Annotated in this window: 3 protein-coding genes; all 3 read left to right on the top strand. The window is 53.7% G+C overall.

Annotated elements, in window-relative coordinates:
• Positions 1-900: RHS repeat-associated core domain-containing protein (locus tag B5D61_RS25425; RefSeq protein WP_139373513.1), on the top strand; the 900-nt coding region annotated here is incomplete at its 5' end.
• Positions 901-908: 8 nt separating this feature from the next.
• Complete coding sequence (locus tag B5D61_RS25420) at positions 909-1,205, top strand: DUF5076 domain-containing protein (RefSeq protein ID WP_078816234.1); 297 nt, start codon at positions 909-911, stop codon at positions 1,203-1,205.
• A 738-nt stretch (positions 1,206-1,943) separates the two neighbouring features.
• Positions 1,944-2,404 (top strand): hypothetical protein (locus B5D61_RS25410; RefSeq protein ID WP_139373512.1); only part of this gene is annotated, 461 nt, incomplete at its 3' end.

The raw sequence follows: 2,404 nt of genomic DNA, 5'->3' as shown, positions 1-2,404 counted from the left end.
CGAGCCAACAGCAAGGACGAAGACCCGACGGGCCTACTGAACGAAGGCTTCCGGTATCGGGACATCGAGACGGGGATGTGGCTGAGCCGAGACCCAGCAGGGTTTGTCGATGGCCCCAACCTCTATGCCTACGTGAAGCAGAATCCGTGGACGAGCTTCGATCCAGAGGGGCTTTATTCATGGGCGGAATTCAAAGCTGATTACTCAAACTTCATCGGAAATGCAGTTTACGGTTATGGACAAACTCAGCTGCCGGATGATGTGCATAAGAATATACCGGTGACGGCCGATTTTGCATCAAGAGCTGGGCGCTTCATCGGGCATACAACGGGGCTTGTTCAAGGAGTTGTCGAAATGCAGGCAGGTGTCGCTGCCGTGGCCACAGGCCTTGGAGGAGAAGTTTTTACAGGAGGCGGGGCAACTCCCGTGGCTATACCTTTAATCGTAGGTGGTTCAATTGTAACCGCCCATGGTGCCACAGTCAGTTACAATGCGCTTCATGTTGCGATGACAACTGAGCAGTCCGGCGAGTTGCCTGAAAACAAGAAGGCTGCTCAAGATCTTGAAGCCAGTCAGCGAAAGAATGCGGAATCAAATGCCAAGGCTGAGTCAAAAGAAAGTGGAATTTACGAGTTTCCTGATCAGAAAGCAAATAAACCCTATGTTGGACAATCGGAAGATTTGGCTTCACGCTTGAACACCCATAAATCAACCGGTCGTTTGAAACCTGGGACTGAGACAACAACAAAAGTTGCCGGAGACAAGACGGCACGAGAAATTGCAGAACACAAACGCATTCAAGAAATCACAGGAGGTGTCCCTGCATCCAAATCTGACGCAGTCGCAAACAAAGTAGACCCAATCGGACCTAAGAGACAGCATCTTCTCGGTGAAGAATAAAAGAAATTATGAATAACCATACCTCATCGGGCAATGAGTTGCCGACGCCAAATGTTCCCATAGATAGTCAATCCATGGAGTTACTTCGAATCTGGTTGATTAATGGAGCGCCATGTTTTGTTATTACGCAGAATCTTTGGAACGATCCTTCAGCGTGGGGCTTGTTGCTGGCTGACGTCATGCGTCACCTGGGCAACGCATATGAGAGAGATGGCCAGGACAGAAGTGCAGTGCTTGGCAGAATTAAAGAGGTATTTGATGCCGAGTGGGATGAACCCTCATCGTCAGCTGAACCGATAGAATAAAACAGTGACAACCCATAGCAGGCACGTCACCCATGGAATGAACGTACGCGCCAACCCATAGTAGGCACGTCACCCATGCCAGCTTCCAAAAAATAAAACTCCGTAGCAAGCTCCTCGGTGCAGAGGCCCAAAGGAGCTTGTCACCTTACCCTCCGCACGCGTCAGTGCACGGTCCCGCCACCATCCAGCATTTTCCTTCGTTTCAGAATGGACGTACGCGCCAACCAATAGTCTTGGCCATGCCAAGCTATTTGAAAAAATGAAGCGCAGTCACCTTCTCGGCTATGAAACCCCGTGTGTTCAAGGATCTTGTCCGATCTTCATCCCCCGTGCCGGAGCCACGCCGAGGGGGGATAAAAAAGGTAAAAACCGCATGGGTTGGAAGGGGCCAAGTTCGCCTACGTCTGACTCAACATCCCAACGCCTTGCCCGCCTCGGAGCGCTGTCCCGGTCAACCGGCCTTCTCCCCAAGGGCGCGTGGATGCGAAGAGGAGACCGGGCCACGATTTCAGTGAGAGATGCGACTGACTGCACGATGTGGGGGCTCTGATGAACGAAGTCGTTGCTTGAGTCAAGCCATGCACTGTCGAAGTCCATACGAGCAGATATATAGAATTTTGATGCCGAAGTCGCTGACGAACCCTGACGTATCGCTCGCTCTAGTGTGCGGGCTTTTAAGGCCTAACAAAAAGCATAGGGTATGATTTTTATCTGACGGGTGGGAATAGCCAGCCCACCGTGGAGACAACGATCGACGAGGTGGTGGAGATGCTGACGGAGGACGAAGAAGCCTCGGCTTTGATCGATGTCAGTTACACCGGGGATGGCGAGGCGGTCGCAGCGCCCATGCCCTTGACGAAGTTGGATGGGGGCCGAGGTCCCGGGTCCATCAGCACCTCGGCTCAGGTGCGCACTTATCTCAATGCCCACGAGACGATCGGGGCACGGATCACCGTCAGTGGTGGAGGTGCAAATGTGCTGCTAGCTCGGCAGGTTATGGCGTTCCATGGCGGCGGAGCTAATCCGCAAGTGACCACGACGGCCTCGGATCTGGTAGCGCTTTTGGGTGCGGATGCGGCGGCGCAGGAACTGGTGGAGGTGACAGGCGCGGGCAGCACCCCGCTGCAGCCGCTGCCTCGCACAGCGTTGAAGGGTGTGAAGGACAAACCGCCGATCACCAGCACGCTCAGTGACGTGGT

This window comes from Prosthecobacter debontii, from assembly GCF_900167535.1.
In the GTDB taxonomy this organism is placed as follows: domain Bacteria; phylum Verrucomicrobiota; class Verrucomicrobiia; order Verrucomicrobiales; family Verrucomicrobiaceae; genus Prosthecobacter; species Prosthecobacter debontii.
The sequence above is the reverse complement of the archived record's forward strand: the minus strand, read 5'-3'. Positions and strand labels throughout refer to the sequence as shown.